Genomic DNA, 25,617 nt, shown 5'->3' with positions numbered 1-25,617 from the left:
GTGACATTATGGCCGAAGCCCCCAAGGCCGCTCCTTTGCCTGATTCAGGCCCATTGCCCAGCGCTGGCAAGGACCAGTGCGATCTGCTGGACAGTCTGCCGCGCGGCCGCCCGGCCGCGGGGCAAGACCCGGTCAAGCGCAGCCAGATCATCGACGGTGCGCGCCGTGTCTTCATCGACAAGGGCTTCGAAGCCGCGTCGATGAACGACATCACCCGCGAGGCCGGCGTGTCCAAGGGCACCATCTATGTCTACTTCGCCAACAAGGAAGAGCTGTTCGAAGCGCTGATCGAGGAAGAGCGCGGCACGATCTTCAAGAACATGTATGAGGTGCTCGACCAGATCGGCGACCTTCGCCAGACGCTGGTGAAGTTCGGCATCGTGCTGTCCATGAAGATCACCTCGGCGAGGGTCATCCTGGCGCAGCGGACGGTGATCGGCGCGTCGGAACGCATCCCGGAGCTTGGCGCGCGATTTTACGAACGCGGCCCGAAGCGCGGCCATGACAGGGTTGTCGTTTTCCTCAACATGGCTATCGAACGCGGCCTGCTGAAGATCGACGACGTCGAGCTTGCCGCCTATCAGTTCACCGAGCTGTGCCTGGCCGGTCTTTTCCGCCAGTGCATATTCGCCTATCGCACCAAGGCGCCAAGTGCGGCCGAGATCGAACATATCGTCAGGTCGGGCGTCGATGTGTTCCTGAAGGCCTATGGCACCGAACAGCTTGCAGAGCAGGAACGAGCCTCCAGTCTCGCCTGACCAACCGTCGGAGTCCGTTGCCTATCCGCCATTGGCGGCGAGCACGATCGCCGCACGCAATTCCTCGAGGCCCTCGCTCTTTTCCGACGACGTGGCGAGCACGAAGGGAAAGGCCGCCGGGCGTTTCTTGATCTTCTGGAGCGTTTTCTCGATCAGCCGCGGTACCCCCGCCGCTTTGATCTTGTCGGTCTTGGTCAGCACGATCTGATACGACACCGCCGCCTTGTCGAGCAGCGACAGCACCTCGTCGTCCTTGGCCTTGATGCCATGGCGGGCATCGATCAGCACGTAGACGCGCTTCAGCGTCACCCGGCCCTTGAGATAGTCGAACACGAGCTTCGTCCACTCGTCGACCTTTTCCTTGGGTGCCGTGGCGTAGCCATAGCCCGGCATGTCGACCAGCGCCATCGGCGGCAGGTCGGCGCCTTCTCCCGAAAATCCGCCCGGCACGAAATAGTTGAGCTCTTGCGTCCGGCCCGGCGTGTTGGAGGTGCGCGCCAGTCCCTTCTGGTTGACCAGCGCGTTGATCAGCGACGATTTGCCGACATTGGAGCGGCCGGCAAAGGCGATCTCGGGCGGTCCCTCCGGCGGCAGGAATTTCATCGCCGGCACGCCGCGGATGAAGATCCAGGCTCGCGTGAACAATTCGATGCCGATCGTGGTCTTGCTCAACGCGTTCAAACCGCTGCCTCCAGGAGAAAAATATTGCTGCCACGAATGGCATCGAGATTGCGGCTGATCTTTTCCACCGGCCAGTGCCACCACGCCAGCGCCAGCAGCCGCCGGATGGTCCTGTCGTCGAAGCGCATCTTCACCACCTTCGCCGGGTTGCCGGCGACGATCGCATAGGCCGGCACATCGTGCGTCACCACCGACTTTGCCGCGACAATGGCGCCGTCGCCGATCTTCACGCCCGGCAGCATCACCGCTTCCATGCCGATCCAGACGTCGTTGCCGACGATTGTGTCGCCACGCACCTCCTTCGACCATGTCGCCGGGTCGAAACCCTCTTCCCAGCCGTGGCCAAAGATGTTGAACGGATAGGTCGAAAAGCCGGACATGGCATGATTGGCGCCGTTCATGATGAAGCGCGCGCCTTCGGCAATGGCGCAGAACTTGCCGATGATCAGCCTGTCGCCGATGAACGGATAATGATGCAGCACGCATTTTTCGGCGAATTTGTCGGGTCCGTCAGGGTCATCATAATAGGTGAAGTCGCCGATCTCGATATTCGGCGCCGTCACCAGCGGTTTCAGAAAGCCGACGCGCGTGTGCAACGGGATCGGATGCTTGATCGATGGATTGGGTCCGGTCATATCGAGCTCCGTCGGGCAACTGCCAGCCAGGTCAAAATAGCGCGATCCGTCCGGCAGTACCAATCGCTTAATCCAGGCCGGCTGCTTGTGCAAAAAGCCCCGGACGAACCGGGGCTTTCTGGTTTCGCATCATCGGAGCGTCGGCTATTCCGCCGGCGACGGTTTCTTGCGGAACAGCGCGACCAGATTGTCCCACAATTCGATCTTGGCGCCTTGCCGTTTCATGATCACGCCCTGCTGCAGGATCGACAGCGTGTTGTTCCAGGCCCAGTAGATGACCAGCCCGGCCGGAAAACCCGCCATCATGAAGGTGAAGATCACGGGCATCCAGGTGAAGATCGCAGCCTGCGTCGGGTCCGGCGGCGTCGGGTTCATGCGCATCTGCAGGAACATCGTCACGCCCATGATCAGCGGCCAGATGCCGATCATCAGCATGTGCGGCAAGGTTACGGGGATCAGCCCGAACAGGTTGAAGATTGATGTCGGGTCCGGCGCCGCCAGATCCTGGATCCAGCCGAAGAACGGCGCGTGCCGCATCTCGATGGTGATATAGAGCACCTTGTAGAGCGAGAAGAACACCGGGATCTGCAACGCCACAGGCCAGCAGCCGGCGAGCGGATTGATCTTCTCGGTCTTGTAGAGCTCCATCATCGCCTGCTGCTGCTTCATCTTGTCGTCCGCGTATTTCTCGCGGATCTCGAGCATCTTTGGTTGCACCTTCTTCATGTTCGCCATCGACGCATAAGACTTGTTGGCGAGCGGGAAGAACAGCGCTTTGACGATGACGGTGGTGGCGAGGATCGCCAGGCCGAAATTGCCGAAGAATTTGTAAAGCGTGTCGATCAGCCAGAACATCGGCTTGGTGATGAAATAGAACCAGCCCCAGTCGATCAGCAGGTCGAACTGGCGAATATGACGGTCCTTTTCATAGGCGTTGATCGTCGACACTTCCTTGGCGCCGGCGAATATCTCCGACTCTACCGTCGTTGACTGCCCGGGAGCGATCGTGACCGGATCGGACAGGAAATCGGACTGGTAGCTATGCGGGTGGGGCCCGCTTTTGAACTCGAAATAAGAGAATTTGGGCTGAAATTCGCGGCCGCCCGGCGGCACCAGGGTCACCGCCCAGTATTTATCGGTGATGCCGAGCCAGCCGTCGGTCGACTTGCCTGGCTTGAATTCTCTTTCCGATTCGACCTTGGAGTATTTGTACTCTTGCAGGCCTTCGCTGCCGGTAACGCCGATCAGGCCCTCGTGCAGCACATAGGTGCTGGCGATAGCCGGCTTGTCGAAACGGGTGACGCGGCCATAGTTCGACAACGTCGCAGGTGCCGAGCCGCCGTTCTGGACAGTGTCGGACACGGTGAACATATATTGGCTGTCGACCGAGAAGGTGCGCTTGAAGGTCAGGCCCTTGTCATTGGTGAAGGTCAGCGTCACCGGCGTCGCCGGTGTCAGCGTCGCATTGCCGTCGGTCTGCCAAACGGTGTCTGGGCCGGGCAGCCTGCCGACATCCGGTGTGCCGGAAAAGCCGATCTCGGCGAAATAGCCATTAGGTAGGGACGCCGGATTGAGCAACGCGATCTCGGGCGAGGTCTTGTCGACCGTCTCTGTGTAGTGCTTGAGCTTGAGATCATCGAGGCGCGCGCCGGTGAGGTTGATCGAGCCTTCGAGGCTCGGCGTGTCGATCTTCACGCGCTTGGTCGAGGCAATCGCCTGCTCGCGGCCGGCCGGCGTTACCGCGTCGCCGCCAGGTGCGTTCGGAATGGCGCCCGGCTGCACCGGTGTTTCGCTGGCTCCCGGGCTGGTGCCTTGGGCGGCCTTCTTCTGCTCCGCCACACGCTGTTCTTCGATGCGGGCGGCCTCGCGCTGCATCTCGCTGCGCGGCATCACATAGAAATATTGCCAAAGCGCCAGGATCAGCACCGACAGTGCGATGGTGATGAAGAAGTTGCGGTTGTTTTCCATCGAAGCCCTTGGCCTATCGTGTTCCACGCAATCTGCGGGAGAGTTCGGCCTTCAGCTGGCCGAACGGAGTGGTAAGCACGTCTTCGCGCCCGACGATGACATAATCATTGCCCGGCGCCATGTCATCCGCGGCATGCGTACGCACGGCCTCTCTCAGCCGCCGCCGAATGCGGTTGCGAACGACGGCATTGCCGACCTTCCTGGTGACGGTATAGCCAACACGCGGCCCTTCGCTGTCGCCGCGGCCCAGGACCTCGACGAGGAAAAGCCGCCCGCGGCGCTTTTCGCCACGGCGGACGGCCAGGAATTCCGCGCGCTTCAGAAGCCGCTTGGGATGGGGACCCGTTGGCTTGCCGGTTGCGGGCAACGATCTTGTCTCTCGCTTGGTGCTCAGGCGCTGAGACGCTTGCGGCCGCGGTTGCGGCGGGCTGCGACGACGCCGCGGCCACCTTTGGTGGCCATGCGGGCACGGAAACCGTGCCTGCGTTTGCGGACGAGTTTGGACGGCTGGTAAGTACGCTTCATTTGTTTAAATACCGCGGGGTGCGGCCCTTCTTGATTCTGTCACTTTGTAACAGGAGCTTTGCCGGGCCGGTTTTGGCGCGATCGAAACCGCGCCGGGACGAATGGCCCGAGCGTGAGCGGGCTTATAGAAAGAAGGGTTTTGGAAGTCAATCCAGCGCGTCGGGCCGGCATTGTCGGACCGGCAGGGAAATCTTGTGGCCCTTTGTCCGGCTTCGACCAAGGATGAATTTGGCAAAAAAGCCGCAATCGCCTAATCTCACCCGATCAAGCGATCGTGAAGACGAGCAGTCCTTAAGACAAGCAGCCGTGATGACAGGCAGCCGTGACGACGAGCATGAGTGAAGTCTCAGCAACCGAGGAAAGCATCGCCCAGGCGAAGGCGGCGACCCGCAGGGTGCCGCTGGCGCGCGGCCTGTCGACCAAGCTGCTGCTGCTCACCATCGTCTTCGTGCTCTTGGCCGAAATCCTCATCTTCGTGCCCTGGATCGCCAGCTACAGGCTGAGTTGGCTGAAGGAGAGGCTGAGCACGGCCGCCGCGGTTTCCATCGTCCTGGTGCAGGGCGAACCTGCCTCGCTGTCGCGTGCCGCCCAGAACGACGTGCTGATGGCGATCGGCGCCAAGGCGATCGCCGTGCGCGACGGCGGCGTCTCGCGGCTTCTGGTCGTGGCCGAAATGCCGCCGCAGGTCGACGAGCATATCGATATCGCCAATGTCGGCATGATCAAGGGCATGACCGGAGCGCTGGACACGCTGTTTTTCGGCGGCAAGCGGATGCTGCGCGTTTTCGGGCCGGTCGGCGACAGCGACAAGGAATTCGAGCTGATCATGCCCGACCACCGCCTGCGCAATGCCATGCTGATCTATTCGCGCAACGTCGCCTTCGTCTCGCTGCTGATCTCGCTGTTCACCGCCATGCTGGTTTACGCCGCGATAGACCTGATCATGATAGGTCCGATCAGGACGATGACACGCTCGATGCTGTCCTTTTCCGAGGCGCCCGACGATCCCGGCCGCATCATTCACCCCGCCGCCCGGGCCGACGAGATCGGCGTCGCCGAACGCGAGCTGTCGCAGATGCAGGAGCGGCTGCAAAAGATGCTGACCGAGCAGAAGCACCTGGCCGATCTCGGCCTGGCCGTGTCGAAGATCAACCACGACATGCGCAACATCCTCGCCTCGGCGCAGCTGATGTCGGACCGCCTGCGCCAGGTCAAGGACCCGACCGTGCAGGCGTTCGCGCCAAAATTGCTGCGCGCGCTCGACCGCGCCGTGTCCTATTCGGAGGGCGTGCTTGCCTACGGCCGCACCCAGGAGCCGCCGCCGTCGCGCCGCAGGCTGCGGCTGCGCCAACTGGTCGAAGACGTCCAGGGCCTGCTCGACATCGAATGCGGCATCGAATTCGTCAATGCCGTCGATCCGGTGCTCGAGGTCGATGCCGATTCCGACCAACTGTTCCGCGTGCTCACCAATCTTAGCCGCAACGCCGTGCAGGCGATGGCGGCCGACACCGAGAGCGCCGTGGTGCGCCGCCTGACCATATCGGCCGAGCGCATCGGCAGCGTCAGCCGCATCGTCGTCACCGACACCGGCCCCGGTCTGCCGCCGAAGGCGCGAGAAAACCTGTTCGCGGCATTTCGCGGCTCGGCCCGCAGCGGCGGCACCGGCCTTGGCCTGGCGATCGCCCACGAATTGATCCGCGCCCATGGCGGCACGGTGGAGCTGGTCGAAAGCATCGGCGGCCGCACCACATTCGCGGTCACCATTCCCGACCAGCCGGTCCGGCTCGACCAGGCCCGCAACGGTCTGCGCCGGCCGGCGTAACGGACCGTTTCGTTACGGACCGTTCCAATTCGCTAATGGTTATCGGCTCGGTCGCCGTGTAACGGCTCGTTTCGTTACGGACCGTTCCGATTGGCAAATGACCGATCCGAGACTACGACGTATCGGCCCGGCCGCCGTATTGCGTGAGCTCGCCCTCGCCGGCCGGCGCATGACGGCAAAACGTGACGGCAAAACTTTTGGCCAGGATCGGCTTGCTTTTCGCAAATTCAGTCGCTAGGGAACAGCTCACATTCGCGGCCGGTCGCCAGGACCGGTTCGCGGGGCTATGCAAAGCATGGCCTGTTGCGCGCCCGTAGCTCAGCTGGATAGAGCACCAGACTACGAATCTGGGGGTCAGGAGTTCGAATCTCTTCGGGCGCGCCATTTGTAATGCACATCCCAATACACCGGCATCGATGGGCCGCTTAGCCGCTCATCACTGCCACCATGGTGGCGCTTTAGCGGTTACCGGCAAATCTGCGGGACTCCCGGCGCTGAGAAACGACTTCTCCATGAGGGATGAGCCACGGCTGGTCGGCTGATGTTTAGGACCGCCTTGCATGCAGGCGACTGCATGCGCTGCCGCCGCCCGCCACGGCGACGGCGAACTCGATCACACGTGCGTTGCCGCTATCGAGCATTCGTACTAAACTCTGCCCCTCTTGAAATCGTGCCGGGTCCTCAGGCTTGCCTTGGGAGACGCTAATGCGCGGGTTCTTGCCTTTCATTCTGTTGGTGCTTCTACTCGTTCCGATTGTATCGCATGCCGCCGCCATCCACGACGCCGCCATGAAGGGCGATGTCGCGGGGATCACGGCAGCGCTCGACGCTGGTGCCGGCGTCGATGAGAGCGACGGGGGTGCGACACCGCTCTATCTTGCGGTTAGGGGCGGGCATTTTGCGGCGGCAAAACTGCTCATGGAACGCGGTGCCGACGTCAACGCCGCCCCGACGCCGCTTTTGGGGCCTGCGCTCATGCCGGCTTTGGCAAAACGCAGGATCGACCTGATCAATCTGTTGCTGGACGGTGGCGCAAATCCAAATTCGCGCCGCAACCGCGAAAACGCACTCCACATCGCGGTCATATCCGGTTGCCTCGATTGCGTGAAGGCACTGGTCGAGGCCGGCGCGGACGTGAATGCGACGACAAAGGACGGCAAGACACCGCTCCATCTGGCAAAATTGAAGGGGCAACGCGAAGTTGCCGACTATCTCATGTCGCACGGCGTCGTCTTGCCAACACCAGCTCCGATCTCGATGAAGTTGGCTACTGCCGATGTCGAGAAAGGCCGAACCTACTTCACCCGCCTGTGTGCCGGTTGCCACAATGCCGAGCCACAGGGAGGGACCAAGACGGGACCCAACTTGTGGAGCGTCGTCGGTCGTGACAAGGCGTCTGTGGCAAAAATGCGTTACTCCGACGCTTTGCTCGACTGGGAGGGTGTATGGACGTACGAGGATCTGAACAGATATCTCTTCGGACCCATGCTCACCACGCCGGGCGTTTACATGGAGACGCCTGGTGTTCCGGACGAGACCGAACGGGTCGACCTGATCGCCTACTTGCGCACACTCAGCGACAAGCCGATCCCGCTGCCCTGAACTTTCGCCCCAGGAGGGCCGCGGCCGGATTGCGCCCAACGCCGATGAGCGCTCGAATTCTGCATGGAGGTCACTTCGCTTCCCTTGACGAATGACCGGTTGGATCCGATTTTGGCTGTTCAGGGGTGGCAAGGGACAGTTTATGGCGCGCAAGGCGGACCTTCGGCTCCGAGCGGTGATCTCAGAAATCGATAGGCGCAGCAATAACATACGAGTTCCCAGTTTCATCCTCTTCGGGAGCGCCATCAATCCAATGCACGGTCCGCCTAATGGGGCCTCTCGGGCGCGGTGAGCTAATAGCCGCCCGACTATGACCGTGACCGGCGCCAGTGGCCGGAACGTCGCGAGACGTGAGCGCTATCCATGCCAAAAAGGGGATCGTCAGCTGATGCCGCTCAGTCGGCCTGCTTAATCTCCGGACCCGGTTCAGTCGGCGGAGCTGGAGTGCAATCCTGGCCAGTGCATTCCTGCACGGGATCTTTCGCCGGCGGGAGACAATTTTGGCCTTCACAATGAACGGGCGGCTGCGTTGTTGCGGCTTTATTGTTCTGCGGCACAGGCTGATCCTCAGCGCGAACGGCCGGCATTCCAAGATCGATCATGGCCGTGCACAAGAGCGCAATCCGAAGCAAATTCATTTTCGCCTCCGCAACTGACAGCGAGACGCAGGCTACACCTTCGAACTGCCGCCAACATCCTGTCAGCCGCGAACGGCGTTAACAGCGCGTTACACGCAGCGGCAGCTTGGGCGGAAATACGGATGCTGTTTCCGGCGAGGCCGTCTTCGACACGGACGGCAGGAGCGGCGGCCGGTCGTATAGTGTTCGCACTTCGAAAAGCTTATGCCGTGCGCCACTTCCCGGCCCCCTCACCTAAACCGCACATTCCCCCTGGAAAGCTCTGCCACCGACCTGCATCCCATCAGCCGCATGTCGCGTTCGATCTCGGTTCGCATCAGGCCGAGCGCCCGTTCGACGCCGGCCTGTCCGGCGGCTGCCAGCGGGAAGAGATAGTAGCGCCCGACGCCGACGGCCTTGGCGCCCAACGACAGGGCTTTCAGCACATGCGTGCCGCGCTGGACGCCGCTGTCGATGATCACGTCGATCCTGTCGCCCACCGCGTCGACGATCTCCGACAGCTGGTCGAAGGGGCTGCGCGAGCCGTCCAACTGCCTGCCGCCATGATTTGACAGAACGATGCCGGTGCAGCCGATGTCGACGGCTTTTCTGGCATCGGCGACGCTCATGATCCCCTTCAGGCAAAACTGGCCGTTCCAGAAGCGGACCATGTCTTCGACGTCCTTCCAATCCAGCGATGGATCGAGGATCTCCGTGAAATAGCGGCTGATGGAAAGCGCTCCGCCGCCGAGATCGATATGGCCGTCCAACTGCGGCAGGCTGAACTTTTCGTGCGTCAAATAGTCGATGGCCCATCTCGGCTTGATCGCGAACTGCATCATCCCGCCGAGCGTAAGCCGAAAGGGGATGGAAAAGCCGGTCCGCAGGTCACGCTCGCGGTTTCCGCCGGTGACGCTGTCGACCGTCAGCATCATCACCTCGACGCCGGACGCCTTGGCGCGCTCCATCATGGCGCGGTTCAGGCCGCGATCCCTGTGGAAATAGAACTGATAGACCTGCGGCGTCCTGTGCTTGCGGACTTCCTCCAGGCTGACCGTGCCGAGCGATGAGACGCCGAACATCGTGCCGAACTTCTCCGCCGCCGCAGCGACGGCGCGCTCGCCGCTATGGTGAAACAGCCGCTGGACAGCCGTCGGCGAACAATAGACCGGCATCGCCAGCTTCTGGCCCATGACGGTGACCGACATGTCGACCTGTCCGACGCCGGCAAGGACGTTGGGGACGAGATCGCAGTCCTCGAACGCCGCCGTGTTGCGCCGCAGCGTCGTCTCGTCGTCCGCGCCGCCATCGATATAGTTGAAGATCGGGCCTGGCAGGCGCTGTTTTGCCAGCCGGCGGAAGTCCTGAAAATTATAGCAGCTTTGCAGTCTCATGAGATCAATCGGGTATATGCCGGGCCCGATGTCAAGCCTGTGCCATTGTCGATCGCCGGCACTCTCGCCTCAGCCCGCCACCGCGCCAACCGACTCCCGCTCCACCAGCGGGCATTCGAGCTTGGTGATGGGATAGCGGCCGCGACCGGGAGCAGCGGGGACTTCGAGCTGCTCGATCGCCCATTGTCCCATTGCCATATGCGGCAGGATCGACGTCGTCAACGGCGGGAACAGATGCCGGGCGATCTCCTCGTCGTCATAGCCGACCACCGAAATATCCTGGGGGATGTGCAGGCCGGCCTCCTTCAGCGCCTCATAGCAGCCGATCGCGGTGCGGTCGTTCTGGCAGAAGATGGCGGTCGGCCGGTCCTTCAGCGCCAAGAGCTTGATGGTCGCGGCATAGCCGGCGCTCGCCGACCAATCGCCTTCGACGACCAGCGCCGGGTCGAACGGGATGTCGGCCGTCGCCAGTGCCCGGCGGTAACCCTTCAGCCGGTCCTGCGCCGCCTGCATCCAGGGCTCGCCGGTAATGGTGGCGATACGCCTGTGGCCATGGCTGATCAGGTGCCGGGTCGAGCTCTGGCCGCCGGCGATTTCGCTCGGCACCACGGCGGGAAAGGCATAGTCGGCGGTGTAGCAATTGAGCAGGATGACCGGGATGTCGAGGCCGTACAGATAGTCCGGCGCGACGATCTCGCGGGTGAAGATGGTCATATAGATCAGCGCCGAAATGCCCCGCTTGGCCAGCGCCGCGATGGCGCGGGGCTCCATCACCTCGTCGCCCATGGTCTGCGCCACCAAAAGCACATTGCCGGCGTTCCACGAGGCTTGCCGCGCCCCTTCGATGGCGACGACCGCCTCCGGGCTGGTCGCCAGTTGGTCGACTGCGAAGCCGATCACCCCATCCAGCCCGTCGAATGCGGCAACAGGAGCTCGCAAGGCAGAAAACACCGGGGGCGAATAGCCTAGCGTTCGCGCGGTCTCAATCACCCGCTCTCGGGTTTGCTGCGACAGCCTGATGCCCGGCGTGTTGTTGAGGACGAACGAGACCGTCGCCTGCGAACAGCCTGCGGCCCTGGCGATGTCGGTCATGGTGACGCGGCCCTTGGGGTTTTTCCCGGACGGCTTGCGCCGTCTGGTACCCTGAAGGACCGCATCCCGAAGTGGTTCGTTCATGTTGTTGGTCCTTCGAATTTCGCCTATATAAGGCAAAGCGCTACTAATAGATATAATCCACCCTCTTGGGCGAATTTAGTCGCCAATCCCAAGCAGCAACGACTGGAAGGCATCTCCCTTGTGGCGAGAATCCCGACCAACTAATACTCTTTACTAATATCTGGCATCTCTATAACGTCAATCCGTCATGCCCGGACGACGTCGGACCGCGCATGTTCGGAACGCAAGCCAGCCTTGTATCGGACGGTTCCCGTCAGCCGAAGCTTGCCTGCCGTTTCGGGGAAATGTCAGACAAATCGGACTATTTACGAACGGCGAATGAGTCTCTAAAGTCGATGATCGCGGTTGGAATGGCGTCGTTCCTCGCTGCCGGAACCCTGAGGAGGAGGAGGAGGGCGTCCAAGCCGCGTCGGCACGTTCATCATCAGCGAAAATCACTGAGTCAAATGGGAGGTTGAACATGAAATCTGTAATACGAAATGCGTCCGTCGCCGCTGCGGCCCTGCTGCTCGGCTTGTCCGCCAGCGCAATTGCGCGAGCCGACGACAAGCCGACACTGGCCTTCGTCGTCAACGGCGCTTCCGATTTCTGGAAGGCGGCCGAAGCCGGCGTCAAGAAGGCTCAAGCCGAACTGCCCAATTATAATCTGGAACTCAAATATCCGGAGCAGTCCTCGGTCGCCATCCAGCAGCGCCTGATGGACGATCTTGTCACGGCCGGCGTGAAGGCGATCATGGTCTCGGCCGTCGATCCCAAGACGTCGACCGACGGACTGAACAAGATCGCCTCGCAAACGGCGTTGTTCACCACCGACAGCGACGCACCGCAGACCAAGCGTGTCGCCTATATCGGCTCGTCCAATGTCGATGCCGGCAAGCAGGCGGCAGAGATCGCCAAGAAGGCAATGCCTGACGGTGGCAAGTGCCTCGGCTTCGTTGGCCTGCTCGGTGCCGACAATGCCAAGGAACGTATCCAGGGCATGAAGGACGGCCTCGCGGGCACCAAGATCGAATTGGTCGACGTGCGTGGCGACGACATCGATCAGGCTCGCGCCAAGAAGAACGTCGAGGACGCGCTGGTCGCCAGCCCCGACGTCACCTGCATGGTCGGCTTCTATTCCTACAACACGCCGCGCATCTATGAAGCGCTGCGCGATGCCGGCAAGCTCGGCCAGATCACCGTCGTCGGTTTCGATGACGATCCGATCACGCTGGGCGGCGTCAAGGAAGGCACCGTCGCCGCCACCGTCGTGCAGCAACCCTTCGAATGGGCCTATCAGGGCATGAAGCTGATGGCTGCCTATCTCGAGGGCGACAAGTCGGGCATTCCTGCCGATGGCCTGATCATCATCCCGACCAAGATCATCGGCAAGGACGATGTCGACGCCTACGCCGCCAGCCTCAAGGCGATGTCTGGAAAGTGAGCGAATTAGGTTACGCCGGCTCAAGGTTCGCCTTGAGCCGGCGTTCTATTGACGGGCTTCGCGAGGCCCGTCAGTCTGAGACCAAACGGCTCACCGGCTGCTGTCAGGCGTGATGAATTATTCCGACCCATCCATCGTTGCATCTACGGACGCTCCGTTCCTGAGCCTCGACGGTGTGCGCAAGACCTATCCCGGCGTCGTCGCGCTGGACGGATTCTCGATCGACGTAAGGCCCGGCGAGGTCATCGGCCTGGTCGGCGAAAACGGCGCCGGTAAATCGACGCTGATGAAGATCCTCGGGGGCGTGACCAGGCCGGACACCGGCACCATCACCGTCGATGGCATCGCCCATGACGGGCTGACCGTCGAGGCCAGCATCGGCTCGGGCATCGCTTTCGTCCACCAGGAACTCAACCTGTTCGAAAACCTCGACGTGGCCGCCAACATCTTCTTCGGCCGCGAACCGCTGCGCGCCGGGCCGCTCAAGCTGGTCGACCGCGCCAGGCTGCGAGCGCAGGCGGCGCCGCTGCTCAAACGCGTGGGCGCCAATTTCTCGGCCGATACGCCGGTGTCGGCGCTGTCGCTGGCGCAGCAGCAAATGGTCGAGATCGCCAAGGCGCTGTCGATCGAGGCACGGCTGGTTATCCTCGACGAACCGACCTCGAGCCTTCCGATCGCCGAAACCGACAAGCTGCTTGGTGTCATCAAGGCGCTGAAGGCAGACGGCATCAGTGTCATTTTCATCTCGCACCGCCTTCACGAGGTCGAGCGCGTCGCCGACCGCGTCGTCGTGCTCAGGGACGGCATGCTCGCCGGAACCTTGCCGAAGAGCGCCATCAATCACGACCAGATGGTCAAGCTGATGATCGGCCGCATGCTGAAGGAGCGCGAGAAGGCCGCGGAATCGGCGCGCCCGCCGGGCTCTGTCGCGCTGTCGGTAAAGGCCATTCGCACCGCCGCCTATCCTGACCGGCCGGTCGACCTCGACGTCAGGCATGGCGAGATCCTCGGCCTCGCCGGCCTCGTCGGCTCCGGCCGGACGGAGCTGGCGCGCGTCCTGTTCGGCATCGACAGGAGCTTTGGCGGCTCGTTCCAGCTTGACGCAAGAGATCTGGTTCTTGGTTCGGCCGCCGACGCAGTGGCCAACGGAATTTTCCTCGTCCCCGAGGATCGCAAGCTGACCGGCATCCTGCTCGACCTGTCGATCGCCCAGAACATCTCGCTGCCCAATCTGCCGGCGCATTCGCGGCGCTCGCTGGTCTCGGCCAGTGCCGAGGCCGCCACCGCCGAGAAGCAGAAGACCGATCTCGGCATCAGGGCGCCCTCCGTGCAGACGCGTACCGGCACGCTGTCGGGCGGCAACCAGCAAAAGGTCGTGCTGGCCAAATGGCTGGCGATGAAGCCGAAGGTGATGATCCTCGACGAACCGACGCGCGGTATCGATATCGGCGCCAAGGCCGAAATCTACGGGCTGATGCGGGCGCTGGCCGATGCCGGCGTCGCCGTGCTGATGATCTCCAGCGACATGGAGGAGGTGATCGGCGTTTCCGACCGCATCGCCGTCATGCATGAGGGCCAGATCTCCGGCATTCTCGACAAGGACCGGTTCAGCCAGGAAAACGTGCTGTTGCTGGCGGTCGGCAAGCAGCCGAAGTAATTCGCAGGCACTGGGAGAAGACGATGAGCAAGAAAGATCTCGGCCTGCTGATCCTGATCCTGGTGGTCGGCGCGGTGGTGGCGATCATCAACCCGCGCTTCCTGCTGCCGATCAATCTCGCCAACACCTCGAACCTGATCGGGCTGTTCGGCATCCTGTCGATCGGCCAAGCCTTCGTCATCATCACCGGCGGCATCGAATTGTCGGTCGGCTCGGTGGTTGCGCTGCTCGGGACGCTGTTCGTCGATTTCATCGCCGTGCGAGAGATGGAGTGGCCACTGGCCTTTGTGCTGATCATCGCGCTTGGCGCCGTCATTGGGCTGGTGCATGGCTGGTTGATCACCCGGCTGAAACTGCAGCCCTTCGTCGTCACGCTATGTGGCCTGCTGATCTATCGCGGCGTGGCGCGCTTCTACACCGCCGACGGCACTGCCGGTTTCGCCTTCGGCCAGAACTTTCCGGAGCTGGAATTCCTGACCGCCGGCCGGTCGTGGGGCGTACCGAACAGCTTTTTCGCGCTGATCGTCATTGCCATCGTCATGTGGGTGGTGCTGCACCGCTCCGTATTCGGTCGCTATCTCTACGCCATCGGCAAGAACGAGGAAGCGGCGAAATATTCCGGCATCCGCACCGGCCGCATCGTCATGGCCGCCTATGTCATCTGCGGCGTGCTGACGGCGCTGTCGGCGATCTATTTCGCCATGTACACACGCTCGATCTCGCCGGCCAGCCACGGCCAGTTCTACGAGCTCTACGCCATCGCGGCAGCGGTGCTCGGCGGCTTCTCGCTGCGTGGCGGCGAAGGCTCGCTGATCGGCGTCCTCCTCGGCACGGTGCTGCTGCAGGAGCTGCAGAACCTCGTCAACCTGCTCGGCATCCCGTCCTCGCTCAACTTCGCCGTCATGGGCGGGGTGATCCTCATCGGCGTGCTGGTCGACCAGCAATGGGGCGTGTTCAGGGCGCGGCGGCGGATGCTGGAAGCTACCCGCAAGGGCGTGGCGGGTGCTGCCGCGGAATGACGCAAAAATAGCTGGATGAAATACGCCGACTGCCATTGGCAGGCATGAAAAGGTCAGCCTGAGCTTCGCGACAGCAGTTCAGGTTAATCTCTATTTGGAACGAAACCCGTATTTGAGCGTTTATTTAAGCTTTGCTACGCGGAGGCGTCCCATGCCCACGAATCCAGTAAGTACCGCAAAGGTAGGAACTCACCCCCTCCACCCGATGCTGATACCTTTTCCTGTCGCGTTTCTTGTCGGCGCCTTTGTCACCGACCTGGTTTTCTGGGGAACTGCCGATGCCTTCTGGGCACGGGCATCGATGTGGCTGATCGGGGCAGCCATCGTAATCGCCCTTCTCGCCGCGACAGCCGGTTTTATCGACTTCATCAACGAGCCGCGCATTCGCGCCTTGTCGGACGCCTGGTACCACATGCTGGGCAATCTGACCGCGGTCGTCGTGGCACTGATCAATTTCTATCTTCGCTATGCGCAAGGCGCCGAGGCCGCGGTCCGCCCATGGGGTGTGCTGTTGTCGTTCATAGTGGTCTGCATACTGCTGTTTACCGGCTGGAAGGGCTGGGAAATGGTGTATCGCCATCACGTTGCAGTTCTGGATACACCAGCGGATGCGCCCGCGAAGCCTTCGACAACCACTGGCACAGATACTCATCACGCTGGTCGGGACCGGCACGCCGCATGAGGCCATAATCCCGAAAAGTGGATAACCGGTTTCCAAAAAGATATCGGTTAGGCCCATCCCGATTGCATCGGGGTGGGCGCGCTTTAGATAAGGCCCGACATATCGGAGAAGGCCATGGCCTTGCGCAGCACCTCGGCAAAGCGCTCGCCGGCGGCTTCACGAGGGCCGCTATTGTCGATCGAGGTGACACCCGGTCCGGATAGCGCCAAATTGGCATTGCGCGCCAGCCGTGCCAGCACTTCGCCGCGCGACTCGCGACCGCGCAATGCCAGCCGCTCGGCCAGGATCTCCGGTGTAGCCGTGATCTCGACGACAGCCAGATTGGCGTAGCGCTCCCGCAGCGCCGGGATGATCGCGCGCGAGACGTTGGCAATCGCGACACGGCCGTGGGCGACCGACCAGTCGACTTCGGCCGGGATACCATAGCGCAGGCCATGCGCCTCCCAGGAAATCGCGAAGGCGCCATCCGCTTCGGCCTCGACGAAGGCCGCATCGGCGAGCGTGTCGTGATCCTCGGTGGCCGCATCGCTCGGACGGGTGATCACCCGGCGCACGAACTCCAGCCGGCTCTCGTCGGCAAACACAGCGCGCGCATAGCCGATCACCGTGTCCTTGCCGGCACCGCTCGGCCCGACGACGGCGACGAAGACGCCGTCGCGGATCGGAAATCCCGCAGCGGACAATTCACGCTCGACCGATGCCGACACCATCATGCGACCCGGCGTCCCTGCCGCCAGACTGTGCGGACGACCGGGACATGGTCGTCGACGCGCACGCGAACCAGATCGGCGCGCCGGCCGGGCTCGATGACGCCGCGATCGGTGAGGCCGACCGCCTCGGCCGGGTTCTTAGAGACCATCGCCACCGCCTGAGGCAAGGAAATGCCCTCGACCATGTCGCCGAGGAAGAAGGCCGACTGGATCAGGCTGAACGGAATGTAGTCCGACGACAGGATGTCGAGCAGGCCGTTGCCGGCCAGCGTGCGGGCCGAGACATTGCCCGAATGCGAGGCGCCGCGCATGACATTCGGCGCGCCCATCAATACGCCGAGCCCTGCCTCCTTTGAAGCCCGTGCTGCCTCCTCGGTGGTCGGGAACTCGGCGACGCGCACACCTTGCTCGATCGCTTCGTCGACATGGCCGACGGTTGCGTCGTCATGGCTGGCGAGCACGATGCCGCGCTCCTGGCAGGCAGCAGCGATGAAGCTGCGGTTCGGGCTTGAGTTCCTCGCCGATTCCGCCATCCGCTTTTCGCAGAATTTCTGGAAATCGCGATCGGTCAGCTTCAGCTTGCGCTGGTAGTAATAGGCGTAGGTTTCCAAATTGACGAACTGGCGCTGTCCGGGCGCATGGTCCATCAGCGACGCCAGCCTGACGCGCTCGTCGCCGTCGAAATTGGCGAAGGCCGTGAGGCAGTCCGGCGCCGAAACCTCGCAGCGCAGATGGAGGAAATGGTCGGCCCTGAGCCGGTCCTGCTGTACGCTATCTTCGATCGCGTCGGCCAGCTTGCGTATGTCGGCGGCCGTCAGGTCGGCATCCTCGTCCATGCCGACACGCAAGGCGTCGAGCACGGTGGTGATGCCGGCCGTCGCCACCTGCGCGTCATGCGCCAGCACAGCTGCGATCGGGTTCCAGCGCACTTTCGGACGCGGCGCGTAATGGCCTTCGAGATGGTCGGTGTGGAGTTCGACCAGGCCAGGGATGATGAAGTCGCCGCCCATGTCCTCGCCGCTGCGGCCAGCGCCGGGATCAATGTCGGCGATCACGCCATCGCGCAGCACGATCGACCCTTCGACGATCTGGTCGGCCAGTACAATGCGGGCATTGTCAAGAACGGTCTCGGCGGTCATTTCAGGCAGTCCTCGGAGCATTTTGCAGCCCAATTGAAAATGAATTGGCGACGCACCATGGGGTTGAAGCAAATAGTCACTTAGGCAGTTCTTCTGGTCAGGCAGTTCTTCTGGCCGGGCGGCGCCCGAGCGCGTGATGCGACAGCACCATGAACGGCGCACCCGGTTCAGTTTCCACAAACAGCGTCAGCGCGTCCACCGCCACCGGCCGTTGCAGCACGCCCGCAAACAGGCTGTCGATTGCTAGGCGAAGACGAGGGCTTTCCTGTGACGAGACCCGGCCGGACAGCGTCATATGGAAGCGAAAGGTCTCGAAGACATAGGGGTAGCCCCACTGGCAGAGATTGCGGAACTCGTCGGGCTTCAGCGAATCGGGGCTGCGCCGTTCGATCTCGGCTTCCGTCAACGGCGCGCGAAAGCGGTCGAAGTCGCGCACCACATCATCGGCGAAGCGGTTGAGCGCCGCCAGCGGCGCTTCCGGCACCAGCGCGAAAAAGCCGTCGATCTGGCTGACGATCAGGCGCGGGATCGTCACCACGGGCGTCGCCTCGGCAAAATCGTCGAGCGCTGCGCGAAGCGAGGCTTCCGTCGCGTTGGAAGCCAGTCGGAAAGGCGCCTTCAGCGTCGCATGAAAGCCATAGCGGCGCGCCGAGGCGGTATGGAAGGCAACTTCTGCCGCCGACAGTTCGCCCACAGCCTCGACCGGCTTTGTGGCGGCGCCGAACGGGTCGCGGCCGAGCCAGTTGGCGGCGATCCGTGCCAGCGGTTCGTCCTGTCGGGGGGTGAAATAGATAGCGTAGCGCATCGAAAGTCCTCGTCAGCCCCGCTGCCATAGGCGATTTGCATGACGAAATGACGAAGCTGGTGATCGCTCCTGATAACAAAGTTGTCCAGGCGGGTCATTAGCCGACGATTTTTTCGCCTTGGACCAGCGGATGAAGGCGAAGCGAAACCTGTCAGGCCTTCATCAGCCATTCGTGCTCAGGCGCGTTGTGGAATTTCCACGTCCGCTTCGGTCCGGCCATCACGTTGAGATAATAGAGATCATAGCCGTGGCAGGCGGCGCAGGGGTGATAACCCCTGGGGACCAGCACGACGTCGCCGTCCTCGATCGCCATCGCCTCGTCGAGCGAACGAGCACCGCTCTCGTCCGCATCGGTGTAGACGCGCTGGAAAGCAAAGCCCTGCGGCGGGTTGAGGCGGTGGTAATAGGTTTCCTCGAGATAGGATTCAGCCGGCAGATTGTCCTGGTCGTGCTTGTGCGGCGGATAGCTCGATGTGTGGCCGCCGGGCGTGATGACCTCGACCACCAGCAAGGAATCGGCCGGCTTGCCCTCCGGCAGGATGTTGGTGACATAGCGCGTGTTGGTGCTTTTGCCGCGAACCTCCTGGCCGAGATCGTCGGGCCCGATGACACGGACCGGCAGACCGCCGCCCAGTCCTGGCGCCGAACAGACGGCAAGTTCGAGATCGGTATCGGCGCTCACCGACCACTCCGACCCCTGCGGCACATAGACCGACCACGGCTTGCCTTCGAAGGGCGACATGCGTTCGCCGAGTAGGCCGAGTTCTTTGCCGCCGGCCTTGGCCTTACCCTTGCCGGTGACGAACACCAGGCAAACCTCACGATCCGCGGTTTGCCCGGAAGCGCTCTCGCCGGGCCTCAGCCGATGCAGATCGAAGCCGACATAGGTCCAGCCGGCGTTTTGCGGCGTCACATGGGCGATGCGGCCGTGGCCCTTATTGGCTTTGATGAGCAGCTTCGACATGGTCATTCCTTCGGTTTGGCGTCTGCCGATGGCTTGTCCTCATCAGCCGGCTTGTAGAGATAGAAGAATTGCCAGACGGCATAGCCGGCGAAGCCAAGCGCGATCACGCCCCAGAACGGTGTGCCCGTAGCGAATTCGATCACCGACCAGACCAGGCAGACCGCGACAACGGCAACGCGCCGCCACAGCGGCCGGAAAAACGGGTGCTCGGAGTCTTTCATCGGATCAACACGTCTCCTCGCGAGCCTCAAACATTTGGAAAGCCCTGTGTCTCCACCGTGTAGCCGGCCGCCGTCATCACCCGCATCAATTCCTTGTAGCCGACCTGCGCCATCTTGAGCGGCGGGTTCTTCTTCGGATCCTGCTCGGCCTCGACCACGAACCAGCCTTCATAGCCATGGTCGGCGAGCCTCTGGACGATGGCGCCAAAGTCCAGCGAGCCATCTCCTGGCACGGTGAAGGCACCAAGCGCCACCGCATCGAGGAAGGATTGCCTGCTACGATCCAGCTTATTGATCACCTCCATGCGCACGTCTTTCACATGCACGTGGTTGATGCGCCGGTGGTGGTTATCAATAGCGCGCAGCACGTCGCCGCCGGCAAAGGCCAGGTGACCCGCGTCGAGCAGCAATGGAATGCCTTCTCCCGAATAGCGCATGAAGGCGTCGAGCTCTGGCTCGGTCTCGACCACCGCCGCCATATGATGGTGATAGGAGAGTGGCATGCCTTGCTCGGCACACCATTCGCCGAACTGCGTGAGCCGCTTCGCGTAGGCTTTCATCTCATCGTCCGAAAGCCTCGGCTTGGTGGCGAGTGGTTTGGAGCGGTCGCCCTGGATGGAGCGGCCGACTTCACCATAGACGATGCAAGGCGCATTCACCGCCTTGAACAGATCGATCATCGGCTGGATACGATCCTTGTTTTTCGCCATGTCTTCGTCGACCAGCGTTCCCGAAAACCAGCCACCGCAAAGCGTCACGTCGGCCTGCCTGAGGATCGGCAGCATGATTTTCGGATCGTTGGGAAAGCGGCGGCCCATTTCCATGCCGGTGAAACCAGCCGAACGCGATTGGCGCAAGCACTCCTCCAGCGACACATCATCGCTGAGTTCCGCAAGATCGTCGTTCCACCATGCAATAGGGGACATGCCCAGTTTGGCTTTCAAGTCGTCACTCCGATTTCTGACATTCGAGGCGTTGGCGGGCGCTAAAATCGCCGCCCGCTCAGCGCTTCCTCATATTTCTTGCGCGCCGCATTCACTTGCGGCCGTGCCGAGACTTCCGGCACTGCGACATCCCACCAGCTTCCACCGGCCTCGGTCGAAACCAGCGGGTCGGTGTCGATGACCAGCACGGTCGTTCGCGTATTCTTCTTCGCTTGCGCCAGCGCCGTTTCGAGCCCGGCGATCGACTGCACTTTTTCGGCAATCGCACCCATGCTCGCAGCATGCGCGGCGAAGTCGATCTCGGGCAAGGTCTCGTGACGAGCGTCCTTCAGCAGATTGTTGAAGTTGGCGCCGCCGGTCGCCATCTGCAGCCGGTTGATGCAGCCATAGCCGCGGTTGTCGAGCAGCACGATGGTCAGCTTGAGGCCGAGCATCACCGACGTCGCGATCTCGGAATTGAGCATCAGGTAGGAGCCGTCGCCGATCATCACCACGACCTCTTCGTCCGGCTTGGCCATTTTGACGCCAAGCCCGCCGGCGATTTCATAGCCCATGGTCGAGAAGCCGTATTCGGCGTGATAGGAGCCGGGCGCACCCGCCTGCCATAGCTTGTGCAATTCGCCGGGCAAGCCGCCGGCGGCATGGAGCAGTACCACGCCGGTGCCCATGGCACGCTGTACTGCGCCGATCACCTGCGCGTCGGACGGATAGGCGGCATTGGTCGACGCCGTCACCTTGCCGGCATCCGCTTGCCAGTCCTCCTTGCCCGTGATCGCATTGTCGGTCCAGCCTGATGGGGCCTTCCAGCCTTTCAGCGCGGCAGCCAATTCGGCGAGCCCTTCCGCCGCATCGGCGACCAGCGGCAGCGCCTGGTGCTTTCCGGCGTCAAAAGGTTGCACGTTGAGCCCGATGATGGTCCTGCCGGCATGCTTGAACAGCGCCCAGGAGCCGGTGGTGAAATCCTGCAGTCTGGTGCCGACGGCAAGCACGACGTCGGCCTCTTCGGCCAGCCTGTTGGCCGCCGAAGTGCCGGTGACGCCGACCGCGCCCATGTTCAAGGGATGATCGTCCGGAAGCGAGGATTTGCCGCCTTGCGTCTCACAAATCGGAATGCCGGCGCCTTGCACCAGCTTTGCCAGTTCCTCGGACGCCTGCGAATAGAGTACGCCACCGCCGGCAATCACCAATGGCTTCTTCGCGCTCGTCAGCGCCGCCACTGCAGCTGCTAGCTCTTGGCGGTCCGGCCGCAGCCGGCGCTGGGTCCAGAGCCGCTCGGCAAAGAAACTGTCGGGGTAGTCATAAGCCTCGGCCTGCACGTCCTGGCACAGCGCCAGCGTCACCGGGCCGCATTCGGCGGGGTCGGTCAGCACCTGCATGGCGCGGTTGAGCGCCGGCATGATCTGCTCCGGCCGGGTGATACGGTCGAAATAGCGCGACACCGGCCGAAGGCAGTCATTGACGGTCGCCGTGCCGTCGGAAAAATCCTCGGCCTGCTGCAGGACGGGATCGGGAATGCGATTGGCGAAGACGTCGCCGGGCAGAAACAGGATAGGCAACCTGTTTACATGCGCAAGTGCCGCAGCGGTCACCATGTTGAGCGCGCCGGGGCCGATCGAACTGGTCGCAGCCATGAAGCGGCGGCGGAAATTGGCCTTGGCGTAGGCGATCGCCGCGTGCGCCATTGCCTGCTCGTTATGGGCGCGGAAGGTCGGCAGCTCGTCGCGCACCTGGTAAAGCGCCTCGCCGACGCCGGCTACGTTGCCGTGGCCGAAGATCGCCCAGACGCCGCCGAAGATCGGCACTTTCTTCCCGTCCATCTCGGTCATCTGCCGGGCAAGAAAGCGGGTCAGCGCCTGCGCCATCGTCAGGCGGATTGTCTTGGTCATGTCGGTTCCTCCGCAGTCCTTATGCCGCGCCTTCTTATGCTGCTTTGCGGTCGCGCGCCGCAAGCCATGCCTCGGTCAGTCGCTCGAAGCGAGCTGCCATGTCGGCAACCGCTTCACCGTCCGACATCTTGCCGGCAAGCCATTGTTCGGCCGCGTTGATGAAGATGGTGCGGCCGACTGCAAAGCCCTTGACGATGGGCGCCTTGGCGGTGGCGGCGAAGGCCGCTTCCAGCTCGTCCTGCGGCGCTTCCAAACCGAGCAGCACAATCCCGCGGCACCACGGATCGTTCTTCAGGATCACCGCCTCGATCTTTGCCCACGCGCCGGCCGATGCCTGCGGTTCGAGCTTCCACCAATCGGGCTTGATGCCGAGTGCGTAGAGTTCCTCGAGCGCGCGCGGGATGGTCATGTCGTCGAGCTTGCCGTGCTTGCCGGCGATGATCTCGACCAGAAGTTCTCTGCCCACTTTCCGCGCGGCCTCGAACAAAGCGCGCAGCTTCTGCTGCTGTTCGCTCTTCAGCGCCGCGGGATCGTCGGGATGATAGAAGCACAGGCATTTGATGCAGTGGTCGACCGGCCATTCGGTCAGTTGTGAACCTATGTCTTGCGAGAACTCGAAGCGAAGCGGCCGCGAACCCGGCAACTCGACCGGCCGGCCGAGCCAGGCGAAGGAATGGTGGGCGAATTCGAACATCGCCTCGCGTCCGTATTTTTCGTCGAGCAGCATGCCGTAGCCGGCGCGGCCAGCTGCGACCTTGGCCGCGGCCTTGACCGTCAGCACCTTGAAAGCTGGGATTCGCGACGGATCGGCGCCGGCTTTTGCCGCGACATCCTCCAACTGGACGCGGTGGTCGCAGGCGAACGCCATCAGCGAGGGGATGTCGCGCCGGCGCGTGGTCGCCCAATGGATGTGGTTGATCGCCTCGTCCTTGCGCAGCGCCAGATGCTTGCTGCCGTTTTTCAGGAAGAACTGCAATTCCTCGAAAGTCGGGTATTCAGGTGCGCAGAGCAGCCGCGATACGGCAAATGCGCCGCAGGCATTGGCCCAGGTCGCCGCCGTCGCCAGGCTTTCCTCGCCGAGCCAGCCGCGCAGGAAGCCCGACATGAAGGCGTCGCCGGCGCCGAGCACGTTGTAGACCTCGATTGGAAACCCCTTGCCGACGATACCGTCCTCGAGGTCGTCGCTGATCGGCCCGTCATAGACAATGCAGCCCATGGCACCGCGTTTCAGCACGATGGTTGCCGCCGACAGCGAGCGGATGGTTTTCAGCGCACTCAGGCAATCGTCTGCGCCCGAGGCGATCATGATTTCCTCTTCGGTGCCGACGATGAGATCGCAATCGGGCAGCACCGTCTTCAGCTGCGCCGAGACGCGGTCGGATTTCACATAGCGCTCGAAGCCTTCGGCGTGGCCGGCGAGGCCCCACAGGTTAGGGCGGTAGTCGATGTCGAACACCACCTTGCCGCCCTTGGCTTTCATGACACGGATCGCCTTGCGCTGGGCGGCGTCGCTGTTGGGCCGTGAAAAATGCGTGCCGGTGACGACGACCGCGCGTGCCGAAGCGATAAACGCCTCATCGATATCGTCTTCCGAAAGCGCCATGTCGGCGCAATCGCTGCGATAGAAGATCATCGGCGAGACGCCCTCATCCTCGACCGACAGCAGCACCAGGGCGGTCAGCCGCTCCGGATCGGTCTTGAGGCCTTGGACCGAAACGCCCTCGCGGGTCAGCTGCTCGCGGATGAAGCGGCCCATCTGCTCATTGCCGACGCGGGTGAGCAGCGCCGAGCGCAGGCCGAGCCTGGCCGTACCGACCGCGATGTTGGCCGGACAGCCGCCGACCGACTTGGCAAAGGAAGTAATGTCCTCGAGGCGCGAGCCGATCTGCTGGCCATAGAGATCGACGGAAGCGCGGCCGATCGTGATGATGTCGAGCGGCGCATGTCTCGCTTCCACGGCTTCGCCCATTCGAACCTCCCATCGGCTTTGTTGTCTTGGGTAACACGCGCGAGCGGCAGCGTGGCGCCGGCAATATGAAATAATAATTCCAATCCATAGTCAATATGGAACGAGCATTCCCAAGGCCGAAAAGTGCTGTGCAAGGCTCGCGCGTTCAGAAACTTTGAAGTCAGACGAACGTCAAGTGTCTACCACTGAAACCAGCTGATTTACCAAGGAAGCGGCCCATCATCGTTGAAGTACCCGGCGGTCGGGCCATCGGCGTCCAGGGTCGCCAGGTGAATGACGATCTCGGCCGCCTGCTGCACCGTGCGGTGACCTTTATACCCGTTGAGATCGGTGGCGGTGTAGCCGGGCGCCGCGGCGTTGACCTTGATGCCTTGGGGCGCGAGCTCCCTGGCGAAGGCCACGGCGATGGCGTTCAAGGCTGTCTTGGAGCTGCCGTAGCCCATCAAATTGACGGCGTGGTTGGCGGTGGCGGGATCGAGCGCCCGGCCGATGGACCCGGTGGAGCTGCTCACCATCACGATCCGGGCAGCAGGCGCTGCCAGCAGCAACGGCAGGAATGCCTGGGTTACGCGGATCGGGCCGAAGACATTGACGTCGTAGGTGGCCTGGATGTCGGCGATCCGCTGCTGGCTCGGCGGCAAGTCGTAATTGATGGCGACGCCGGCGTTGTTCACCAGCACGTCGAGGCAGGAGCTGGCCTCGCTGACGGCTTTAGCTGCCGCCGCCACTGTCATCCTGCGTGACGTCCAGCTCAAGCCACTCTGCGTCGAGCCCTTCGGCACGCAAGGCTTGCACAGCCGCCATGCCGCGTTCGGCGTTCCTGGCGCCGAGCCAGACCTTGAAGCCCATCGTCGCCAGTCGCCGGGCGATTTCGCGGCCTATACCCTTGTTGGCGCCGGTCACCAGCGCGCTTTTCGATGTTCTCATATCAGCGTCTCCATGCTTCCTGTGGAAGACCCACAAATGGCGCGACGCAGCGGGTGCCGCGCGCCGGAAACTCTCCAGCTCTTGCCTAATCCT

22 protein-coding genes, 1 tRNA gene and 1 pseudogene are annotated in these 25,617 nt (G+C 62.6%); 8 read left to right on the top strand and 16 right to left on the bottom strand.

Going from position 1 to position 25,617, the window contains the following annotated elements:
• Nucleotides 1-8 precede the first annotated feature (8 nt).
• Entirely contained in the window at nt 9-758 is a 750-nt protein-coding gene (locus tag NKJ46_RS07215; protein WP_352490516.1) for a TetR/AcrR family transcriptional regulator, read from the top strand.
• 21 nt (nt 759-779) lie between these two features.
• Here NKJ46_RS07215 and yihA read toward each other — a convergent pair whose 3' ends face one another.
• The 5 genes from yihA to rpmH all read right to left on the bottom strand — a co-directional run bounded on the left by yihA (nt 780) and on the right by rpmH (nt 4,567).
• Nucleotides 780-1,439: a ribosome biogenesis GTP-binding protein YihA/YsxC gene (gene yihA, locus NKJ46_RS07210; protein WP_352663571.1), complete on the bottom strand. Its 660-nt coding sequence runs from the start codon at nt 1,437-1,439 to the stop codon at nt 780-782.
• Entirely contained in the window at nt 1,436-2,074 is a 639-nt protein-coding gene (locus tag NKJ46_RS07205) for a CatB-related O-acetyltransferase (protein WP_023677492.1), read from the bottom strand. Before NKJ46_RS07205 ends, yihA begins: the two co-directional genes overlap by 4 nt.
• A 144-nt stretch (nt 2,075-2,218) precedes the next feature.
• Nucleotides 2,219-4,042, bottom strand: a complete 1,824-nt coding sequence (gene yidC, locus NKJ46_RS07200; protein ID WP_352663569.1) for a membrane protein insertase YidC — start codon at nt 4,040-4,042, stop codon at nt 2,219-2,221.
• Nucleotides 4,043-4,055: 13 nt separating this feature from the next.
• Entirely contained in the window at nt 4,056-4,409 is a 354-nt protein-coding gene (gene rnpA, locus NKJ46_RS07195) for a ribonuclease P protein component (protein ID WP_352663567.1), read from the bottom strand.
• Between the two features lie 23 nt (nt 4,410-4,432).
• The gene (gene rpmH, locus NKJ46_RS07190; RefSeq protein ID WP_008833937.1) at nt 4,433-4,567 is read right to left on the bottom strand and encodes a 50S ribosomal protein L34; all 135 of its coding nucleotides are present in this window, start codon (nt 4,565-4,567) and stop codon (nt 4,433-4,435) included.
• 334 nt (nt 4,568-4,901) lie between these two features.
• On the opposite strand from rpmH, the gene NKJ46_RS07185 reads away from it, so the two are divergent.
• The 3 genes from NKJ46_RS07185 to NKJ46_RS07175 all read left to right on the top strand — a co-directional run bounded on the left by NKJ46_RS07185 (nt 4,902) and on the right by NKJ46_RS07175 (nt 7,991).
• Nucleotides 4,902-6,389 carry an ATP-binding protein gene (locus NKJ46_RS07185; protein ID WP_352663565.1) on the top strand — a complete coding sequence of 496 codons (1,488 nt, stop codon included), beginning with the start codon at nt 4,902-4,904 and terminating at the stop codon, nt 6,387-6,389.
• A gap of 307 nt (nt 6,390-6,696) precedes the next feature.
• A tRNA-Arg gene (locus tag NKJ46_RS07180) sits at nt 6,697-6,773 on the top strand.
• A gap of 321 nt (nt 6,774-7,094) precedes the next feature.
• Entirely contained in the window at nt 7,095-7,991 is an 897-nt protein-coding gene (locus tag NKJ46_RS07175; protein ID WP_352663563.1) for an ankyrin repeat domain-containing protein, read from the top strand.
• A gap of 868 nt (nt 7,992-8,859) precedes the next feature.
• Here NKJ46_RS07175 and NKJ46_RS07170 read toward each other — a convergent pair.
• Together NKJ46_RS07170 and NKJ46_RS07165 are read right to left on the bottom strand one after the other, a co-directional pair.
• Nucleotides 8,860-10,002: an alpha-hydroxy acid oxidase gene (locus NKJ46_RS07170; protein WP_352663561.1), complete on the bottom strand. Its 1,143-nt coding sequence runs from the start codon at nt 10,000-10,002 to the stop codon at nt 8,860-8,862.
• A gap of 69 nt (nt 10,003-10,071) precedes the next feature.
• Entirely contained in the window at nt 10,072-11,178 is a 1,107-nt protein-coding gene (locus NKJ46_RS07165; protein WP_352663559.1) for a LacI family DNA-binding transcriptional regulator, read from the bottom strand.
• A gap of 460 nt (nt 11,179-11,638) precedes the next feature.
• Here NKJ46_RS07165 and NKJ46_RS07160 point away from each other — a divergent pair, with 460 nt between their 5' ends.
• The 4 genes from NKJ46_RS07160 (at nt 11,639) to NKJ46_RS07145 (ending at nt 15,959) form a co-directional block, all read left to right on the top strand.
• Nucleotides 11,639-12,601 carry a sugar-binding protein gene (locus NKJ46_RS07160; protein WP_352663557.1) on the top strand — a complete coding sequence of 321 codons (963 nt, stop codon included), beginning with the start codon at nt 11,639-11,641 and terminating at the stop codon, nt 12,599-12,601.
• Nucleotides 12,602-12,713: 112 nt separating this feature from the next.
• Complete coding sequence (locus tag NKJ46_RS07155; protein ID WP_352663555.1) at nt 12,714-14,258, top strand: sugar ABC transporter ATP-binding protein; 1,545 nt, start codon at nt 12,714-12,716, stop codon at nt 14,256-14,258.
• A 23-nt stretch (nt 14,259-14,281) separates the two neighbouring features.
• Complete coding sequence (locus tag NKJ46_RS07150; protein WP_352663553.1) at nt 14,282-15,277, top strand: ABC transporter permease; 996 nt, start codon at nt 14,282-14,284, stop codon at nt 15,275-15,277.
• A 151-nt stretch (nt 15,278-15,428) separates the two neighbouring features.
• A complete protein-coding gene (locus NKJ46_RS07145; protein WP_352663551.1) occupies nt 15,429-15,959 on the top strand; it encodes a DUF2231 domain-containing protein in 531 nt (176 codons plus the stop codon).
• Between the two features lie 83 nt (nt 15,960-16,042).
• Here the strand turns inward: NKJ46_RS07145 and phnN are convergent, their stop codons facing one another.
• The 9 genes and pseudogenes from phnN to NKJ46_RS07100 all read right to left on the bottom strand — a co-directional run bounded on the left by phnN (nt 16,043) and on the right by NKJ46_RS07100 (nt 25,524).
• A complete protein-coding gene (phnN, locus tag NKJ46_RS07140) occupies nt 16,043-16,672 on the bottom strand; it encodes a phosphonate metabolism protein/1,5-bisphosphokinase (PRPP-forming) PhnN (RefSeq protein ID WP_352663549.1) in 630 nt (209 codons plus the stop codon).
• The gene (locus tag NKJ46_RS07135; protein WP_352663547.1) at nt 16,669-17,808 is read right to left on the bottom strand and encodes an alpha-D-ribose 1-methylphosphonate 5-triphosphate diphosphatase; all 1,140 of its coding nucleotides are present in this window, start codon (nt 17,806-17,808) and stop codon (nt 16,669-16,671) included. The genes phnN and NKJ46_RS07135 overlap by 4 nt, the downstream gene beginning before the upstream one ends.
• Nucleotides 17,809-17,905: 97 nt before the next feature.
• A complete protein-coding gene (locus NKJ46_RS07130) occupies nt 17,906-18,613 on the bottom strand; it encodes a DUF1045 domain-containing protein (RefSeq protein WP_352663545.1) in 708 nt (235 codons plus the stop codon).
• Nucleotides 18,614-18,764: 151 nt separating this feature from the next.
• Complete coding sequence (iolB, locus tag NKJ46_RS07125) at nt 18,765-19,577, bottom strand: 5-deoxy-glucuronate isomerase (protein WP_352663543.1); 813 nt, start codon at nt 19,575-19,577, stop codon at nt 18,765-18,767.
• 2 nt (nt 19,578-19,579) lie between these two features.
• Nucleotides 19,580-19,798, bottom strand: a complete 219-nt coding sequence (locus NKJ46_RS07120; RefSeq protein WP_254815905.1) for a DUF3329 domain-containing protein — start codon at nt 19,796-19,798, stop codon at nt 19,580-19,582.
• A 26-nt stretch (nt 19,799-19,824) separates the two neighbouring features.
• Nucleotides 19,825-20,742 carry a myo-inosose-2 dehydratase gene (gene iolE, locus NKJ46_RS07115; RefSeq protein WP_352663541.1) on the bottom strand — a complete coding sequence of 306 codons (918 nt, stop codon included), beginning with the start codon at nt 20,740-20,742 and terminating at the stop codon, nt 19,825-19,827.
• A gap of 41 nt (nt 20,743-20,783) precedes the next feature.
• A complete protein-coding gene (gene iolD / locus NKJ46_RS07110; RefSeq protein WP_352663539.1) occupies nt 20,784-22,628 on the bottom strand; it encodes a 3D-(3,5/4)-trihydroxycyclohexane-1,2-dione acylhydrolase (decyclizing) in 1,845 nt (614 codons plus the stop codon).
• A gap of 34 nt (nt 22,629-22,662) precedes the next feature.
• Nucleotides 22,663-24,597: a bifunctional 5-dehydro-2-deoxygluconokinase/5-dehydro-2-deoxyphosphogluconate aldolase gene (locus NKJ46_RS07105; protein ID WP_352663537.1), complete on the bottom strand. Its 1,935-nt coding sequence runs from the start codon at nt 24,595-24,597 to the stop codon at nt 22,663-22,665.
• Between the two features lie 200 nt (nt 24,598-24,797).
• A pseudogene (locus NKJ46_RS07100) lies at nt 24,798-25,524 on the bottom strand (SDR family NAD(P)-dependent oxidoreductase).
• Nucleotides 25,525-25,617: the final 93 nt, after the last annotated feature.

The sequence above is a fragment of the Mesorhizobium sp. M0166 genome, assembly GCF_040322255.1.
In the GTDB taxonomy this organism is placed as follows: Bacteria; Pseudomonadota; Alphaproteobacteria; order Rhizobiales; family Rhizobiaceae; genus Mesorhizobium.
The sequence above is the reverse complement of the archived record's forward strand: the minus strand, read 5'-3'. Positions and strand labels throughout refer to the sequence as shown.

What these genes read in the sequence shown, in the direction of transcription:
- NKJ46_RS07215 (WP_352490516.1), top strand. Translation starts at nt 9, where the DNA reads ATGGCCGAAGCCCCCAAGGCCGCTCCTTTGCCTGATTCAGGCCCATTG.
- NKJ46_RS07105 (WP_352663537.1), bottom strand. Translation starts at nt 24,597, where the DNA reads ATGGGCGAAGCCGTGGAAGCGAGACATGCGCCGCTCGACATCATCACG.
- NKJ46_RS07120 (WP_254815905.1), bottom strand. Translation starts at nt 19,798, where the DNA reads ATGAAAGACTCCGAGCACCCGTTTTTCCGGCCGCTGTGGCGGCGCGTT.
- NKJ46_RS07135 (WP_352663547.1), bottom strand. Translation starts at nt 17,808, where the DNA reads ATGACCGCCGAGACCGTTCTTGACAATGCCCGCATTGTACTGGCCGAC.
- yidC (WP_352663569.1), bottom strand. Translation starts at nt 4,042, where the DNA reads ATGGAAAACAACCGCAACTTCTTCATCACCATCGCACTGTCGGTGCTG.
- NKJ46_RS07145 (WP_352663551.1), top strand. Translation starts at nt 15,429, where the DNA reads ATGCCCACGAATCCAGTAAGTACCGCAAAGGTAGGAACTCACCCCCTC.
- NKJ46_RS07175 (WP_352663563.1), top strand. Translation starts at nt 7,095, where the DNA reads ATGCGCGGGTTCTTGCCTTTCATTCTGTTGGTGCTTCTACTCGTTCCG.
- iolB (WP_352663543.1), bottom strand. Translation starts at nt 19,577, where the DNA reads ATGTCGAAGCTGCTCATCAAAGCCAATAAGGGCCACGGCCGCATCGCC.
- rpmH (WP_008833937.1), bottom strand. Translation starts at nt 4,567, where the DNA reads ATGAAGCGTACTTACCAGCCGTCCAAACTCGTCCGCAAACGCAGGCAC.
- iolD (WP_352663539.1), bottom strand. Translation starts at nt 22,628, where the DNA reads ATGACCAAGACAATCCGCCTGACGATGGCGCAGGCGCTGACCCGCTTT.
- NKJ46_RS07155 (WP_352663555.1), top strand. Translation starts at nt 12,714, where the DNA reads ATGAATTATTCCGACCCATCCATCGTTGCATCTACGGACGCTCCGTTC.
- NKJ46_RS07150 (WP_352663553.1), top strand. Translation starts at nt 14,282, where the DNA reads ATGAGCAAGAAAGATCTCGGCCTGCTGATCCTGATCCTGGTGGTCGGC.
- phnN (WP_352663549.1), bottom strand. Translation starts at nt 16,672, where the DNA reads ATGATGGTGTCGGCATCGGTCGAGCGTGAATTGTCCGCTGCGGGATTT.
- NKJ46_RS07165 (WP_352663559.1), bottom strand. Translation starts at nt 11,178, where the DNA reads ATGAACGAACCACTTCGGGATGCGGTCCTTCAGGGTACCAGACGGCGC.
- NKJ46_RS07130 (WP_352663545.1), bottom strand. Translation starts at nt 18,613, where the DNA reads ATGCGCTACGCTATCTATTTCACCCCCCGACAGGACGAACCGCTGGCA.
- NKJ46_RS07185 (WP_352663565.1), top strand. Translation starts at nt 4,902, where the DNA reads ATGAGTGAAGTCTCAGCAACCGAGGAAAGCATCGCCCAGGCGAAGGCG.
- NKJ46_RS07205 (WP_023677492.1), bottom strand. Translation starts at nt 2,074, where the DNA reads ATGACCGGACCCAATCCATCGATCAAGCATCCGATCCCGTTGCACACG.
- NKJ46_RS07160 (WP_352663557.1), top strand. Translation starts at nt 11,639, where the DNA reads ATGAAATCTGTAATACGAAATGCGTCCGTCGCCGCTGCGGCCCTGCTG.
- NKJ46_RS07170 (WP_352663561.1), bottom strand. Translation starts at nt 10,002, where the DNA reads ATGAGACTGCAAAGCTGCTATAATTTTCAGGACTTCCGCCGGCTGGCA.